Source organism: Pseudomonas cimarronensis (assembly GCF_049331905.1).
Classification (GTDB): domain Bacteria; phylum Pseudomonadota; class Gammaproteobacteria; order Pseudomonadales; family Pseudomonadaceae; genus Aquipseudomonas.
Genome location: NZ_CP186283.1, coordinates 2363974 through 2380030 on the forward strand (window position 1 = coordinate 2363974; position 16057 = coordinate 2380030).

Sequence of the window (16057 nt, forward strand, 5' to 3'; positions counted from 1 at the left end):
CGCGGCTAGCGAGGTCACGGCGAAGTGCGGCCTTTGCGACGCTCAAGCACTTCGGTCGCCCGTGCGCGCAGCTGCCCACAACCACCATCAATGTCCTGGCCGGCGCTGTTGCGCACCTTGGTCAGCACGCCACGGCTGTGCAGGTAGCGCACGATCTGCACGATACGGTCACCATCAGGGCGTTGGAATTCGTCGGCTTCAAGGCTGTTGTAGGGGATCAGGTTCATGATCGCGTATTTGCCCTTGAGCAGGCGCAGGATGCCGTCCATTTCCGCCTGGCTGTCGTTGATGCCCTTGAGCAGCGTCCACTGATACTGAATCGGGTAGTCGATCTGCCGTGCGTAAGTTTCACCCAGCTCTACCAGCTCTTCAGGGTCGATACGTGGCGCGCGCGGCAGCAGTGCCTGGCGAAGTTCGGCATCGGTGGTATGCAGCGACAGCGCCAGCGCTGGCTTGATCTGCTGCTGCGGCAAGCGCTCGAACACCCGTGGATCACCGACGGTGGAGAACACCAGGTTGCGCTGGCCGATGCCACCCTCGGTGCCGAGCAGGTTGATCGCTTCGAGCACGTTGTCGAGGTTATGCGCCGGCTCGCCCATGCCCATGAAGACCACTTTCTTCACCGGGCGAAAGCGTCGGGCAAGCGCCACTTGGGCGACGATCTCGGCAGTGCTCAGCTGGCGCAGCAGGCCGCTCTTGCCAGTCATGCAGAACACGCAGCCCACCGCACAACCGACCTGACTGGAGACGCACAGGCCATCGCGCGGCAGCAGCACGCTTTCCACCATCTGTTTGTCGGCCAACTCCACCAGCAGCCGCGCCGAACCATCGCCGCCGGGGTGTTCCGAGCTGAGGCGCGCCAGGCCATCGAGTTCGCTGCTGATTTCGGGCAGGGCGTTACGCACCGCCAGTGGCAGAAAGTTCTCGGTCTTCTGGTTACGCGTGCCGGTGTCCAGTGGCACGCCGCGCAGCCAGGCACGGGTAATACGCCCGATGTGCATGGGCTTGGCACCGAGGTCGGTCAGGCGTTGCTGAAAGTCGTGAATATGCATGGGGCGCGCATGCTACCACCGGCGTCGGTGAAACGGCAGCCGGCTTGTAACAGCCTGGCTACCGGGCCGACCGGCGTAGTTCGGCTAGTCGAGAATCAGGCGCTTGCGGATGGTGGCGCCGGCCTCTTCACCGGGCCAGCACAGGTCCACGGCCACTTCATATTGGCCACCTGCTTGCCGGCGCACACGCAGCAGCGAGAAGTTCTTGTTGCCGGTCAGGGCAAATAAACGCTCGCCAAACACACCTTTGCTGCCCTTGAGTTCACCGCCCGCGCTGATGCCGAGCATGCTGGCAGCCGGTGCAGGTTTGCGTGAAATGGCGCTGGAGGTGAGTTGGTAAACGCGGGCTTTGCGGTAGCGCTCGTGGGTCAGGCGATAGGCCGAGGCGCAGTGCACGTCACCGCTGAGAAACACCAGCAGCTTGCCCTGGCTGTCCAGGCGGTCGAAGACGTTGCGCAGCAGCACCGCGCGTTCACTCCAGTTACTCTGGTGGTCCCACTCATCCATGAAGTCGTCTTTGACGCTGCCCAGGTCGGCATAATTGACCAGCGCATCGACCCAGTGCAGCAGCGGCACCGGGGTGATCACGAACAGCACGGCGCAGGTAGGGTTGTCCGCAGCGGCCTGCAGCCAGTTCTGAAAACGAGTCATCTGCGTCTTGCCGAGCAGCAGGTAGGGATCGCCCTGTTTTTCCACATCATGGTGACCGCGCACATCCAGAGCGTAGAAGGCGGCAGGGCCATGGGCGAAGGAATAATCCCACTGGCAGTTATCCGGCTCGTCGGCGTCGTAGGGCGTCTGGGGATTGTGGCTGTGCTCGTATTCGTAATAGGCGCGGCAGGCAGCCTTCCACATCAGGTTCACCAGCATCTTGTCGACACTTGGCTGATTTTCATTGAACAGCCGCGAGAGGCGTTTCAGACGTTCTTTTTCGGTGAACGAGCCCCAACCATCCATGATTTCGTGGTCATCCCAGATCATGTACTGAGGGAAGCGTTCATACACCTGCTGCAGCGCCCCGACATTCCAGTACACCCGGTAGTACCAGCGGTAGATGTCCAGCAGGTACTCGTAGAGGCCAGCCTGGTCGTAGCCACGACCCTTGCGGTAACGCTCCAGCAGAGCAGGTTTGTTGTCCTTGAGCCATTTCCAGATGTCCGGGAAGCCCAGCTTGGCATTGGTATCGACATAGATCTGGTCACCACCGCCAATCACGAAGTCGGCCTTGAGGTCGTTCAGCTGTTCAAGAAAGTTCGGCCAGGCCCCGACATCGCCGCCCGCGTTGATATGGTCGTGGCAGCTGTAGAAACCGAAGACGATTTCCTCCGGGTTGGCCGCCAGGGTGCGGAACTGCCGAGGTGTGCCATAGCCCAGCTCGGTGCGGCGGCTGACCTCCTTGCGCTCGGTCATCACCGCATAGAAATAGCGTGTCGCCGGCTCCAGCTCGGCCACGTCGAAGCAGTGAGTCAGGTTGCTGGCGTAGCTGAAGTCATGGCTCAGCACCGCGCAGGGCTGGATGGCCTGCTCTTGCAGGAAGGCGGCAATGTTGTGTTCACCCAGGCGCTTGAGGTCGCCACTGAACGGTTGTTTGGACACCACCAGGGTCCATTGGCCGGGTTCGTAGAGGCGGATCCAGATCCGCGCACTGTGCGCGGTGGTGTGGCCGATGATGCTGGCGCTGTAGAGCTTGCTGGCGTAGAGCTCGTTGGCGCGTGGGTCAAGCAAGGTCATGGTGAGGCTCCTGAAGTCGAGGGGGAGATCAAACGCTCGACAACTGGATTCCAATAACTGTACCGGACACTGAGCGACTACTTACCTGGGCTGTATAGAGTGAAAGTCCGGCGCTGACCAGCTTGGGTGGCGCAGATTGTGTAACGTCTCGCGTCTAGGCCCGGCCCCGTTGGCCGTGGATGCCCAGGCGGCATGCTATAGTCGCGGCTTTGTCGCCTACGCAGCCTGAGACAGCAGATGAAATTCATACACCAGCGCGAGCACCTCAACGAAGACGATATCGTCGTGATCGAGTGCTCGCAGACCTGCAACATTCGCCTGATGAGTGATGCCAACTTCCGCAGCTTCAAGAATGGCGGCCGGCATACCTACCACGGCGGTGCGTTCGACAGCTTTCCGGCAAAGATCACTGTGCCCAGCAGTGGCTTCTGGAATATCACCATCGACACCGTGACCCGCCGCGCCATCAGCGTGACGCGCAAGCCGACGCTCAAGCATTCGATCAAGATCATCCGCAAGTCGACCTCGCGCCTGAGTTGAGTACTGCTTGACCGGTGTTGCACAAAAAGCCCGCCTCACTGCGGGCTTTTTTGTGCGGTTTGTCCAGGCTTAGGCTGGCATCAGGCCGGTTTCCCGGCTGTCGGGCGAACCACCAGCCACAGAGCGACGGCGATCAGCACGCCGCCATACAGATACGCCCAGGACAGCGGTTCATCGAGCAACAAGGCGCCCCAGAGTACGCCGAAGGGCGGGATCAGGAAGGTGGTGGTGCTGGCCTTGATCGGCCCAATATCACTGAGCAAGCGGAAATACAGCACGTAGGCGAATGCTGTGCAGATAAAACCCAGCCCGGCCAGCGACAGCCAGACTTCCAGCCCGCCCCAGCTGGCTGGCGCCTGCACCAGCAGCGAACCTGCAAACCAGGGCAGCAGAAACAGGCTGGCGCCACACAGGCTGGCAAACGCCGTCAAGCGATTGTCCAGGCCGCCTTGCTGACCAATCCAGCGGCGGGTGAGAAAACCGGCAACGCCATAGCAGGCTGTCCCCACCAGGCAAGCGGCGGCCCCCAGCAGCAGGTTAAGGTCGAACTCCACCGGGCCGGTGCGGGTCAGCACCGCTACTCCGAACAGGCCGATGGCCACGCCGGCCGCTTTACTCAGGGTCAGCGCTTCAGCGAAGAACAGCATGCCGATCAGCACGCCCATCATGGGGGTGGTGGCATTGAAAATTGCCGAATAGCCGGCCGGCAGCACCAGCGCGGCCATGCAATACATGGCCGAGGGCAGGCCGGCGTTGATCACGCCAAGCAGCAGGCAATGCTTGAGCTTGCCTGTGAAGTCCCAGCGCACGCGCATCAGCAGGAGAATCACCAGCAGGCCGAGCATGCCCAGGCTGGCGCGGAAAAACGCGGTCGGCATGCTGCCCAGTACCGGCGCGACGATGCGCATGAAGAGAAAGCTGGCGCCCCAGATGGCAGCAAGCAATAGCAGACGGCTCAAGTCAGCAAGGCGCACAACAGACTCCACAACAGCGAAACAGGCCGAGCAGTGTTGCCGGGCGCGCCTGCCAAGGCAATCCGAAATACGCTTTCAAAGTACTGAATTGGCAATATTTCGTCGTAGATAAGCGCCTATCCATGCATTGCCGGCTTTTACTTGGCGCGGCCACTGGATAAGCTCGGCGGATTATCCGCATTTCTTCTGTAGGGGTTTGTTTATGCCACAGCAATGGCCGGCCAGCGCGATTGCCGCACTTATCCTCGAAGGCTTCGACGATTACCGCGAGCAGTTCCGGCAGATTACCAACGGGGCGCGGGTGCGTTTCGAGCAGGCCCAGTGGCAAGAGATCCAGCAGGCATCTGCGGCCCGGATTGCCCTCTATGAAGAGTTTGTCACGGCGGTCAGCGAGCGACTGCGCAAGGCCTATGAGGCCGATGTGCTGCTGGATGTGGAGCACTGGCCGCTGGTCAAGTCGGCCTACATCGCCCTGATCGACCTGCGCTACGACGATGAGCTGGCGGAAACCTGGTTCAACTCGATCTTCTGCGGCCTGTTCAGCCATGACCAGATCAACGACGGCTGCATGTTCATCCACACCACCCGCCCGGCGCTGCGGGTCAATGAGCGTGCCCCGCAAACCCGCGTGTACGAGCCCAAGGGCGATGTAGAGCCGGCGCTGCGGCAGATTTTTGAAGATTTCAGTTTCGAAGTGGGCTACGAAAACCTTGAACGTGACCTCGCGCGTCTGCTCAAGCAACTGCGCGACAGCCTGCCGGACTGGGTGTGCAAGGACCCTGACCTGCGCATCGAACTGTTCGCCTCGCGCCTGTACCGCAACAAGGGCGCCTACCTGGTGGGGCGTATCTATACCCGCGATGAGCAATGGCCGCTGGTGATCCCGTTGCTGCACCGAGAGGGACAGGGTATTCAGATCGATGCGTTGATTACTGACGAAGCCGAGGTGTCGATCATCTTCTCCTTTACCCGTTCCTACTTCATGGTGCGGGTCGGCTATCCGGCGGAGTTTGTCGGCTTCCTCAAGCGCATCCTGCCGGGCAAGCACATTGCCGAGCTGTACACCTCGATCGGTTTCTACAAACACGGCAAGTCAGAGTTCTACCGTTCGCTGATCAACCACCTGGCCACCACCGACGACAAGTTCGTCATGGCCCCGGGGGTGCGTGGCATGGTGATGAGCGTGTTCACCCTGCCGGGCTTCAACACCGTATTCAAGATCATCAAGGACCGCTTCTCGCCGTCGAAGAACGTCGACCGCGCCACGGTGATCGAGAAGTACCGCCTGGTGAAAACCGTCGACCGGGTAGGGCGCATGGCTGATACCCAGGAGTTTGCTGATTTCCGCTTCCCGCTGAGCAAGTTCGACCCCGAGTGCCTGGCGGAACTGCTGGAAGTGGCGCCGTCCACCGTCGAGGTCAATGGCGACACGGTGCTGGTGCGCCACTGCTGGACCGAGCGGCGCATGACCCCGCTTAACCTCTATGTGGAAAGTGCCAGCGAAGCTCAGGTGCGCGAGGCGCTGGATGACTACGGCCTGGCGATCAAGCAGCTGGCGGCAGCCAACATCTTCCCCGGCGACATGCTGCTGAAGAACTTCGGCGTGACCCGCCACGGCCGTGTGGTGTTCTACGACTACGACGAGATCTGCTTCCTTACCGAAGCCAACTTCCGGCGCATTCCGCCACCACGTTACCCCGAGGATGAAATGTCCTCCGAACCCTGGTATTCGGTGGCCCCGCTGGATGTATTTCCCGAGGAATTTCCGCCGTTCCTGTTTGCCGATATCAAGCAGCGCAAGCTGTTCAGTGAATTGCATGGCGATCTGTATGACGCCGATTACTGGAAGGGCCTGCAGGAGGCCATCCGCGCTGGCAAGGTGATCGACGTGTTCCCTTATCGGCGCAAGGATCAGGCCGACAAGGAGTATTGAGGCGCGTGCGTGTTGCCTGGGTCGCGCTGACTGCCAGCTTGTGCTTACTGGTGGAGCGGCCTGTGCTGCTGGCGGCCGAGCTTGAGGCTGAAGCTGAAGCGGTCGAACTCTCGCCTTTGCTGATTACCAGCCCGCGTAGCCATATGCGCTGGCTGAGTACGCCAGCGGCGGTAACCGTGGTTGACGCATCGACTACTCAGGGCGAGCAGTCCCTCGCACTGGATTCGTGGCTGGCCCGCGTGCCCGGGGTGTTCAGCCTCAACCGCTACAACCTGGCCCAGGGTCTGCGTCCGGCCATTCGCGGTTTTGGCGCGCGCGGCAATTTCGGTGTGCGTGGGATTCGCGTGCTGGTTGATGATGTGCCCCTAACCATGCCGGATGGCCAGACCGAGCTTGACGGCCTCGACCTCGGCCTGGTCGAACGCATGGAGGTGCTGCGCGGGCCCGCCTCGGTGCTGTATGGCAATGCCGCCGGCGGCGTACTGGCCATCGATACCCGCGAACCGCCAAGCCTGCCGTCGATGCAACTGGACCTGAGTGCGGCGGGGCTGGGTTATCAGCGCCTGCACGGCGAGTTGGGTGGCAGCGATGGCAATCTGGGTGGCCTGCTGGCTTTCAACAGCAGCCAGCTGGATGGTTACCGTGAGCACAGCCGTGCGCAGACCAACAGTCTGACCGGCAAGCTGCGCTGGTATGCGCCTAACGGCCAACTGCGTTTGAACCTCAACGCCATCGACAACCGTGCCGAAGACCCTGGCGGTCTGACGGCGGCTGAGGTCAAGGCAGATCGCCGCCAGGCAGCAGCTGGCAACCTGCGCTTTGATGCCGATGAATATATCCGCCAGCAGCGCCTGGGACTGGTCTGGGATGGTTATGGTGCAGGGGCCGATCAGTACCAGTTGCGCAGCTACCTGGGGCATCGCGAGTTTGGCAACCGCCTGGGTTTTGAGCGAAACGGGCAGACCACCTTCGAACGTTATTTCACTGGCGTGGGCGGACAGTACAGCCATTACCGTGACGTGGCCGGTCAGGCGCATAAACTCAGCGCCGGTTTCGACCTGGAGGCGCAGCGCGATGAGCGGCAGCGCTACGACAACCTGTTCGGCGAGCGCGGCACCCTGCGCCAGCAGCAGGAGGAATCGGCGCTGAGTCAGGGGCTGTTTGTCGAAGATCAGATCGACCTCAGCGAGCAATGGCAGGCCACATTCGGGCTGCGCTATGACCGCGTGCGCCTGGCGGTGGATGATGCCTATCTGATCGACAACCGTGATGACTCCGGTTCACGGCGCCTGGCTGATTGGAATTACAGCAGTGGGTTGAGTTATCGCTTCAGCGCGCAGCAATCACTCTATGCGCGCCTGGCCAGCTCGTTCGAAACGCCGACCATCAATGAGCTGGGTAACCCGCAAGGCGCAGGCTTCAACAGTGCCTTGCAACCGGCTCAGGCATTCAACCGTGAACTGGGCATCAAGGGGGAATGGCCAGCGCTGCGCTATGCCCTGGCGCTATACCGCATCGACCTGGAGGATGAGTTGGTCGCGTTCAGCTTGCCGGCACAACCGGGGCGCAACTTTTACCGTAATGCCGGGCAATCGCGACGCGACGGCCTGGAGCTAAGTCTCGACTGGCAGCTTGCCGATGCCTGGCGCTGGTCCCTGGCCTATGCCTACAACCGCTATCGCTTTATCGACTACCAGACCCAGGCGGAGGACTTTTCTGGCAACCGTGTGCCGGGTATTCCGGCGCAGAGCCTGTTCAGTGAAGTGGCCTATGAGCATCAGGATTTCTACCTGCGGCTGGGTGTCACGGCGCAGGCGCAGGTCTACGCCAATGATGGCAATACTCAGTCTGCCCCCGGGCATGCCTTGCTTAGCCTGCGGCTTGGCAAACGTCTGCAGTTTGCCGAGCAAAGCCTGGAGCCGTACCTGGGCATCGATAACCTGCTGGGGCGCGAGTACTTTGACAACCTGCGCATCAATGACGGCAATGCACGCTACTTCGAACCAGGGCCGGGGCGCACCCTTTATGCGGGGGTGAGGGTGATGTTTTAACGACTGTGCCTGCAGACTGCTCAGGCCTGAACTAGGCTGGAAACAGGTGTGCATGCACCTGTCCGATGTTCTTGGCTGGAGACAATGTTATGAGCGCCAAGTTGCAGACTGTCCTGCTGAACCTGTTGGTTGCCCTGGGCCTGCGCGAGCGGCCGCACCTGCAGCCAATCCCTGTGCGTAGCGACGTGCCCACGGCCCGCTCGACTGCACGTCGACACTGATTCTTCCTTCTGAATGCAGCTGTCTGTCGCCAGGTCACGCCTGGCTGCAGCACGCTGTTGCCTGGGAAAATTGCTCTGGGTCAGTGCTGTATTTTTAAAACAAGCATTTGCTAGCGCCTTTACATGGCTGTGCTAGACCTACATCAGCAGTTATGTAAATAGCTCAGACAGGGATAGCTTCAGATGCGCCAGAACCTCCCAGTAACCCAGCGGGAAAGAACGTTTCCTGAAAGCGAACGGCTGATTTCTACCACCGATCTCAACAGCATCATCACTTATTGCAATGATGCTTTTGTCGAGATCAGCGGCTTTACCCGCGAAGAGCTGATCGGCCAGCCACACAACCTGGTTCGTCATCCCGATATGCCGCCCGGTGTATTCGCCCACATGTGGGAAACCATCAAACAGGGCAAGCCCTGGATGGGCATTGTCAAGAATCGCTCCAAGAATGGCGACTTCTACTGGGTCAGTGCCTATGTCACACCCATCTATGAAAACGGCCGTATTGCTGGTTACGAGTCGGTGCGCTCACTGCCCGATGAGGCGCAGAAACGGCGGGCTGAGAAACTCTATGCACGCCTGCGCGAAGGTAAACCACCGGTGCCCAAGCTGGAGTACTGGTTGCTGGATATCGTGCAGTCCTGGCCACTGATTCTCACCGGGCTGATTATTCTTGCATCGCACTTCGTGCTCAATGGTCCCTGGCTCTGGGCGTTCATCTTCGCCGCGATGTTCGGCCTGGGGGCTTACCAGTCCTACGCCAAGCGCAGCCTGATCCGGCAAACCCTGGCCGAGCATCCCAAAGCCTTTACCAGTTCACTGGTGGCCCTGACCTATACCGACAGCCGCGGTGCTCAGGCCTTGCTCGATATGGCCATGATCAGCGAGGACGCGCGTTTGCAGACCGCGCTGACGCGTATCGAAGATGCCGGCAACAATGTCAAGAAACACGCAACGCGTTCGGCAGACCTGTCCCGCTCCGGGGCCAAAATGCTGGATCAGCAGCGCAGTGAAACCGATCAGTCGGCGACTGCAATCAACCAGATGGCGGCCACCATCCAGGAAGTGACACACAACGTGCAGAACACTTCACATGCCGCAGAAGAGGCCGACCGCCTGGCCAAACAGGGCCTGCAATTGGCCAGTGGCAGCCTGGACTCGATGCAGCACATGGCGCAGGCCGTGGTGGACATCGGTCAGGCGGTGAATGATCTGGCCAACTCCACACAATCCATTGGCAGCGTGGCGGATGTGATCACTTCGATTGCCGAGCAGACCAACCTGCTGGCGCTCAACGCAGCGATTGAAGCCGCGCGTGCGGGTGAGCAAGGTCGTGGTTTTGCCGTGGTGGCGGATGAAGTGCGCTCGCTGGCATCGCGAACCCGTGAGTCAACCGAGCAGATTCACCAGATCATCTCGTCGCTGCGGGCCGGTGCCGAGCGGGCGGTGGTGACGGCAGGCAAGGGCGAATCGATTTCCAGGCAGAGTGTCGAGAGCGTCGAGTCGGTGCGCACCGCCCTGGATGGCATCAGTGAGGCGGTGAGTCGTATCACCGGTATGAGCCAGCAGATGGCCTCGGCTTCCGAAGAACAGAGCCATGTTGCGGAAGACATCAGCCGGCAGATTACCCAGATCGCGCAGTTGTCAGACCGCAGCGCCGAGCAGGCGCATCAGGGAGCGCAGATCGGTCAGGAACTGGAGGACATGGCTGACTATCTGCACAGCCTGGCCGAACGCTTCAACCGTTGAGTCAGGGCAGCCGGCCCGAGTGAAAGCGGGCCGGTTGCCTGCGCTTGTGGCACACTGCGCGGCCGAGGAGAGCCCCATGCCACGCCCGCAATGCCCATGCTGCACCCGTCCAGTCGAACGCTGTTTATGCGCACTGATTCCCCATTTAGCGAGCCGTACCCGGGTGCTGATCCTGCAGCACCCGAGTGAGGTGCGTCATGCGCTCAATACTGCACGACTGGTCGCGCTGGGGCTGAGCAATGCCGAGTTGCTGGTTGGCGAAGTTTTCGACCGGTTGCCCGCGTTGTTGCAGCAACCGGGGTACCGGGCCTGCTTGTTGTTCCCCGGAGAGCAGGCGCAAGCGCTAGTGCCGTTTGCCGAGCAGAATGGCGAACTGCCCCTGTTGCTGGTGGTGCCCGACGGCACCTGGCGCAAGGCGCGCAAACTGCTGCACCTGAACCCGCTTTTAGCAGCGTTGCCACGGGTGATGCTGGCGCCGGGGCTGCAGTCGCGCTATCGCCTGCGCAAAGCGCCGATGCCGGGAGTGCTGTCGACCATTGAAGCGATTGTTGAGGCCCTCAACAGTGTTGAAGCCCCTAACCGTTTTGATGCCTTGCTGGCACCATTCGAAGCGTTGATTGATGGGCAGATCGAGGCGATGGGCGAGCACACCTACCAGCGCAATCATGTTGATGCTGGGCTGTCGTCGTAGTCTGACTAGCGGCCGCCTCAGCGTTCGCGCATGGCTTCCGAGCGGGCCTTGAGCACCGGTTTGAGCAGGTAGTCGAGCACGCTTTTTTCACCGGTGATGATGTCCACGGTGGCGACCATGCCGGGGATGATCAGCAGTGGATGTTCCTCACTGCCCAAATGGCTTTTATCGGTACGGACCTGGATTAGATAGAAGCTGTTGCCTTCTTCGTCAGTGATGGTGTCGGCACTGATCAGCTCAAGGTTGGCCTTGAGTCCGCCGTAGATGGTGTAGTCGTAGGCGGTGAATTTGACCATGGCCTTCTGTCCAGGGTGCAGGAAGGCGACATCCTGCGGCCGCACCTTGGCCTCGATCAGCAGGCTGTCATCCAGCGGGACGATTTCCAGCATGTCGCTGCCAGGCTGAACCACGCCGCCAATGGTGTTGACCTTGAGTTGCTTGATGATGCCACGTACCGGTGAAACCACTGTCGTGCGACTGACTCGATCATCAATGGCCACGCTGGTGGCGGTGATCTTCTGCAGTTCCGTGCGCACTTCATTGAGTGTTTTGAAGGCCTCTGAGCGGAAGCTAAGTTCTGATTCCTCAATCTTGCTCTTGATTTCATCCATCGCCGCTTCTGCTCTGGGGATGGCCAGGTTGGTGGCGTCCAATGAGCCGCGCACTTCCACCAGGCTGCGGCGTAGGCGCAGGATTTCCACCTGGGAAATGGCGCCGGTGGCCACCAGCGGTTGTGACATGTTCAGCTCCTGTTGCAGCAGGCCCATGCTGGAGCGGTACTGCTGGGCTTTGGCGCGAAACTCGGCCAGTTCCTGAGTCTTCTGCCGTAGCTGTTCGCCTAGGGTGCGTTGTTCGCTTTGCAGGCGATTTTGTCGGGACTGGTAGAGCGCCAGTTCATCCTCGGCCAACTGCGGAGCCTGGCGCAGAATATCCTCCGGCATATTGATCGGCCGGCCTTCAGCCTCGGCTGTCAGGCGTTCGACCCGAGCAACCAGGGCTAAACGGTCAGCTTCGGTTTCACCCCGGTTGGAGAGAAAGCGTGTGTCGTCCAGGCGCAGCAGCACGGCACCTTTTTCCACCACCTGGCCTTCGCGCACGAAAATTTCGCTGACAATGCCGCCTTCCAGGTTCTGGATAACCTGAATCTTGCTGGAGGGAATGGCCTTGCCTTCACCCGTGGTGACTTCTTCCAGCACGGCGAAGTTGGCCCAGACCAGCGCCACCAGCAGGCAACTGCTGACCACCCAGACAGTGATGCGGGTGAACCAGGGCGAATCTTCGAGAATGGCCCCGTCGACTTCCGGCATGAACTCGGTGTCCTGCTTGCGCTGGCGCATGCTGGCGAAATAATCGCGAATCGAATGGCGTGTGGGCATGATCGTTCCTATACCGCTGCAGGGCCGACTCGACCTTTGCGCAGTGCCTCAATGACCGCTTCTTTCGGACCGTCCGCGACAATGTGGCCGTTATCCAGCACCACCAGCCGATCAACCAGGCTGAGCATGGAGGCGCGGTGAGTGATCAGCAGCATGGTTTTGCCCTGGGCCCAGGTTTGCAGGCGGTTGCGCAGGATTTCCTCGCTGGTGTTGTCCATGGCGCTGGTGGGTTCATCCAGTAGCAGGATGGGCGGGTCCAGAAGCAGCGCGCGGGCCAGCAGTACGGCTTGCCGTTGCCCTCCCGAGAGCAGCTGGCCGCGCTCGCCTACCGGGCGGTCAAAGCCTTGCGGGTGTTGCCGTGCCAGGTCGACCACTCCGGTCAGTTCAGCCACTTCGAGCATGCGTGCATCGCTGACGTAACGGGCGCCGAGGGTCAGGTTGTCACGCAGGCTGCCCGCGAGCAGCGGCAGGTCGTGGGCGACATAGCCGATCTGATGGCGCAGGTCGGCTACATCGAGCTGACGCAGATCGAGGTTGTCGAGCAGGATCTGCCCTTTGTCCGGGCTGTAGAAGGCCATCACCAGCCGCGCCAGGGTGCTTTTGCCCGAGCCGCTGCGGCCGATAATGCCGATGCGCTCGCCAGCTGCCATGCGCAGGCTGACGCCGGCCAGGGCGGGTGTGCTTTGTCCTGGGTAGTTGAAGGTGACATCGCGCACATCCAGTGCGCCATGCAGGTGGGTGCGATCCAGTGGCCGCTGTTTCGACTGGCGTTCCTGTGGCAGGGCCATCAGCGCGTCCGTGCTGGTCATGGTCAGGCGGGCTTGCTGGTAGCGGGTGATCAGCCCGGCGATCTGGCCCAGTGGCGCAAGAATACGGCTACCCAGCATGTAGCAGGCCACCAGTGCGCCGACGCTGAGCTTGCCGGCAATGATGATGTACACCCCGCAGACAATGGTGGCCATGCCGGCAAACTGTTGCAGAAACAGTGTGCCGTTGGTGGCGATAGCTGCCAGCGAGCGGGCGTGGATATCCAGGCGGGTGAGGGCACCATGGGTTTTCTCCCACTGGTGCTGGCGCTCGCTTTCAGCGCTGCAGGCTTTCAGGGTTTCCAGGCCACCGAGTGTTTCAATCAGCAGGGCCTGACGTTGCGAGGCCAGTTGCAGGCTTTTTTCCACGGTATCGCGCAGGCGTGCCTGGATGATGAACGCGAACAGGGCGGTGATGGGGAACGCTAGCAGAGGTATGACGACCAGCCAGCCGCCGATCAACCAGATCACAGCAATCATCAGGAACGAGAAGGGCAGGTCAATCAGGCTGGTCAGGGTGACTGCGGTTAGGAACTCGCGCAGGCCCTGGAAGTCGTGAATGCTTTGGGCAAAGCCACCGATGGTGGCTGGGCGGGCTGTCATCGACATGCCGGTGATGCGCTCGAACAGGGTGGCCGAGAGCACCACATCGGTTTTCTTGCCGGCGGTATCGAGAAGATGAGAACGCAGGATCTTTAGCAGTAATTCAAAGCCCATGCCGATCAACAGGCCGATGCTCAGCACCCACAGTGTCGAGGTCGCCTGGTTGGGTACCACGCGGTCGTAGGTCTGCATGACAAACAGCGGCACCATCAGGCCGAGCAGGTTGATCAGCAGGCTGGCCAGCACGGCGTCGGTGTATAGCCAGCGCGAGAGTTTCAGGGTGTCGCGAAACCACGCTTCGATGCGCGGCACCAGTGGGTTGCGAGCCTCTTCCAGCTCATGTCGTGGACGGGCGAAAAAGGCCTGACCGCTGTACTCCGCAGCCAGTTGTTCGCGGTTGACCCATTGCTCACCACCGTCAGCTTCACACGGCAGAATCTGCGCCTGATTTTTCGGCCCCCATTGCCGCAAAACTGCACTGCGGCCGTTTTTCAATAGCAGCAACACTGGCAGGTTGAGTGCGGAAATACTGGCCAGCTCGCGCTGCAGCAGGCGCCCCTGCAAACCGGCGCGGGCGGCAGCGCGTGGTAGCAACTCGGTGGTCAGGCGCTGCTCAGGTAATGGCAGGCCTGCACTCAAGCTGCCACGGCTGGCGGAACAGCCGTGGAGTTTGCAGAGAATCAACAAGCCATCCAGCAGCGGATCGTCGTGATTCAGACGCGGGTCGCTGGATGACCCCGGCCGTTCCATGGTGGTCAAGGTCTACTACTCCTTATGCCGGTTTTACTTCATTTCCGGCAGACGCGCCTCGCTCTTCACTTCAGTGAGGGCTACCGCTTCTGCCGGTACTACCACTTGCTGCTGGCGCAACAAGTCACCCATCGCTGCGGTTACCCGGTACATCGAGAACTCTTCGCTAAAGCGTACTTCGCTGTAACGGCGGTTGGCGGTGAACAGTTCGTTTTCACTGTCGAGCAAATCCAGCAGGGTACGTTGGCCGAGGCTGAATTGCTGTTGATAGGCTTCGCGAACGCGCTGGGTGTAATCGGCATATTCGCGAGCCTTGGGCGTTTGCAGTTGCGCGTTTTCCATGGCGTTCCAGGCCAGGGAGAGGTTTTCATTGAGTACGCGCAGGGCGTTGTTGCGGATGTCCATCGACTCGTTGATCTGGTGCGCAGTCGATTGCAGGCGTGCCTTGTCGCGCATGCCGTTGAACAGGTTGTAATTCATCACCACGGCGGCGCGCCAACCCTTGGTGTGGCCTTCGTCACCCTGGGTGTCGTTGTCAGCATTGGTGGCCAGTTCGAGGTCTACGCGTGGGTAGAATGTCGATTTGGCAACTTCATACTGTTTCTCGGCCGCATGCACGTCTGCCTGGGCGGACTTAAGGAAGGGGTTGTTGTCGATCACCGTCTGCCGTGCTTCGCCAAGGGTGGCCGGCAATGAGCCTTTCAGCGAGGCCGGTGAGTCCAGCTCGTCGGGCATGCGACCAACAGCACTGAAGAAGTTGGCTTCGGCATCCGCCAGGTTGACCTGCTCTGTGTAGAGGTTGTTTTCCGCCAGGGCCAGACGCGCTTCGGACTGATCAAGGTCCGCTGTACTGCCTACACCTTGCTGACTGCGCAGGCTGATCTGGTCATTGATGCGTTGGTGGGCTTGCAGGTTGTTGCGGGCCAGCTCGACCATCTCACGGCGCATCAGCAGATCCAGGTACACCTCGACCGTGCGCAGGGCCAGGCTTTCCGAGGTACCGAGCAGGCGATAGGCGCGGGAGTTGACCACCGCTTTGGTGCGCTCCACCTCATTGGGCGTGTTGAAGCCATCAAACAGCATCTGCCGCAGGCGCAGCTCGGAGGTGCCGTAGTTCAGTGTTTCAGTATTGTGATTGCCGATGGCTCGGGTGCTTGGGCTGTCGGTATGTTCACGGCCATAGCCCACCAGCAGGTCGACGGTCGGCAGGTAGCCACCTTTAGCAATCTTGACCTCTTCATCCGATGAAAGACGACTGTTTACCCCGGCATGAATCTCAGGGTGGTTATCCAGGGTGCTCTGGATCGCCTCCGACAAGGTGATGCCTTGTGCCTGGGTACAGAACGCGGCCAGCACGATACTGCTCCATAAAGGGTTGAGTGCGCGCATTGGGTAACTCTCCTTTTTAAGATTTTCTAAATCCGTCGCCAAAAAAATGGCTTATTTGCCTGCTGGATTACTCTCAGTCTGTAACATCACAGCTAAGAACACTTTTCAGCGTAGCTAAGAAAAAATTGTTACAAGCCCTATAAGAAAAAAATCTTATGCAGACTGCGAAAACCAGCACATTGTTTTCAACC

General features: G+C 60.4%; 11 protein-coding genes and 2 pseudogenes. 7 read left to right on the plus strand and 6 right to left on the minus strand.

Annotation, left to right across the window (positions count from 1 at the left end; translation table 11 throughout):
* Window positions 1-14 precede the first annotated feature (14 nt).
* Both ACOCLD_RS11120 and ACOCLD_RS11125 read right to left on the minus strand, forming a co-directional pair.
* Window positions 15-1052, minus strand: a complete 1038-nt coding sequence (locus ACOCLD_RS11120) for an RNA methyltransferase (RefSeq protein ID WP_422909191.1) — start codon at window positions 1050-1052, stop codon at window positions 15-17.
* 84 nt (window positions 1053-1136) lie between these two features.
* A complete protein-coding gene (locus tag ACOCLD_RS11125) occupies window positions 1137-2783 on the minus strand; it encodes an alkaline phosphatase D family protein (protein WP_422909192.1) in 1647 nt (548 codons plus the stop codon).
* A gap of 237 nt (window positions 2784-3020) precedes the next feature.
* Here ACOCLD_RS11125 and ACOCLD_RS11130 point away from each other — a divergent pair, with 237 nt between their 5' ends.
* Window positions 3021-3323 carry a DUF1883 domain-containing protein gene (locus ACOCLD_RS11130; protein ID WP_257779465.1) on the plus strand — a complete coding sequence of 101 codons (303 nt, stop codon included), beginning with the start codon at window positions 3021-3023 and terminating at the stop codon, window positions 3321-3323.
* Between the two features lie 80 nt (window positions 3324-3403).
* On the opposite strand, the gene ACOCLD_RS11135 is transcribed toward ACOCLD_RS11130, so the two are convergent.
* Window positions 3404-4297: a DMT family transporter gene (locus ACOCLD_RS11135; RefSeq protein ID WP_422909193.1), complete on the minus strand. Its 894-nt coding sequence runs from the start codon at window positions 4295-4297 to the stop codon at window positions 3404-3406.
* 202 nt (window positions 4298-4499) lie between these two features.
* Here ACOCLD_RS11135 and aceK point away from each other — a divergent pair, with 202 nt between their 5' ends.
* From aceK to ACOCLD_RS11165, 6 genes and pseudogenes are all read left to right on the plus strand, one after another.
* Window positions 4500-6230, plus strand: a complete 1731-nt coding sequence (gene aceK, locus ACOCLD_RS11140) for a bifunctional isocitrate dehydrogenase kinase/phosphatase (RefSeq protein ID WP_422909194.1) — start codon at window positions 4500-4502, stop codon at window positions 6228-6230.
* A 5-nt stretch (window positions 6231-6235) separates the two neighbouring features.
* Complete coding sequence (locus ACOCLD_RS11145) at window positions 6236-8281, plus strand: TonB-dependent receptor family protein (RefSeq protein ID WP_422909195.1); 2046 nt, start codon at window positions 6236-6238, stop codon at window positions 8279-8281.
* 89 nt (window positions 8282-8370) lie between these two features.
* Entirely contained in the window at window positions 8371-8502 is a 132-nt protein-coding gene (locus ACOCLD_RS11150) for a PA1414 family protein (RefSeq protein ID WP_422909196.1), read from the plus strand.
* 183 nt (window positions 8503-8685) lie between these two features.
* Window positions 8686-8967 (plus strand): annotated as a pseudogene (locus ACOCLD_RS11155) (PAS domain-containing protein); the annotation flags it as partial.
* Between the two features lie 315 nt (window positions 8968-9282).
* Window positions 9283-10251 (plus strand): annotated as a pseudogene (locus ACOCLD_RS11160) (methyl-accepting chemotaxis protein); the annotation flags it as partial.
* Between the two features lie 76 nt (window positions 10252-10327).
* Window positions 10328-10942, plus strand: coding sequence for a tRNA-uridine aminocarboxypropyltransferase (locus tag ACOCLD_RS11165; protein WP_422909197.1), 615 nt, complete (start codon window positions 10328-10330; stop codon window positions 10940-10942).
* Window positions 10943-10959: 17 nt separating this feature from the next.
* Here the strand turns inward: ACOCLD_RS11165 and ACOCLD_RS11170 are convergent, their stop codons facing one another.
* From ACOCLD_RS11170 to ACOCLD_RS11180, 3 genes are read right to left on the minus strand one after another with little or no spacing between them, the layout of a single operon-like run.
* A complete protein-coding gene (locus ACOCLD_RS11170) occupies window positions 10960-12318 on the minus strand; it encodes an HlyD family type I secretion periplasmic adaptor subunit (RefSeq protein WP_392539715.1) in 1359 nt (452 codons plus the stop codon).
* 8 nt (window positions 12319-12326) lie between these two features.
* The gene (locus tag ACOCLD_RS11175) at window positions 12327-14477 is read right to left on the minus strand and encodes a type I secretion system permease/ATPase (RefSeq protein WP_422911794.1); all 2151 of its coding nucleotides are present in this window, start codon (window positions 14475-14477) and stop codon (window positions 12327-12329) included.
* Window positions 14478-14510: 33 nt separating this feature from the next.
* Window positions 14511-15866, minus strand: a complete 1356-nt coding sequence (locus ACOCLD_RS11180; protein WP_422909198.1) for a TolC family outer membrane protein — start codon at window positions 15864-15866, stop codon at window positions 14511-14513.
* Between the last annotated feature and the right edge of the window lie 191 nt (window positions 15867-16057).